This is a genomic window from Pseudoalteromonas aliena (genome assembly GCF_038155085.1).
Classification (GTDB): Bacteria; Pseudomonadota; Gammaproteobacteria; order Enterobacterales; family Alteromonadaceae; genus Pseudoalteromonas; species Pseudoalteromonas aliena_A.
Genome location: NZ_JBAKAU010000210.1, coordinates 1 through 216 on the forward strand (window position 1 = coordinate 1; position 216 = coordinate 216).

Annotated in this window: 1 pseudogene; it reads right to left on the bottom strand. The window is 43.1% G+C overall.

What is annotated here, in order from left to right:
- Nucleotides 1-10: 10 nt before the first annotated feature.
- Nucleotides 11-216, bottom strand: a pseudogene (locus V6260_RS19115) (isoaspartyl peptidase/L-asparaginase); the annotation flags it as partial.

The following is a 216-nucleotide window of genomic DNA, read 5'->3' on the forward strand; positions in this document are numbered from 1 at the left end:
TGACTGTGGCTTATTCGTTACTAAAAATGCCCACGGAGGTCGCTTGCGTATTCGCTTTACTTGCCCGATACATAGCAGAGGTATTAAACGGTAAGCTAATATTACCATTAGTATCAATAACAATTACGCCACCAGTGCCACCAATAGGCTAAAGCACACCGTTTATACCTTCATCCCCAGACTCAGCAATGGTTTTACCTTGATACTTAACTCGCG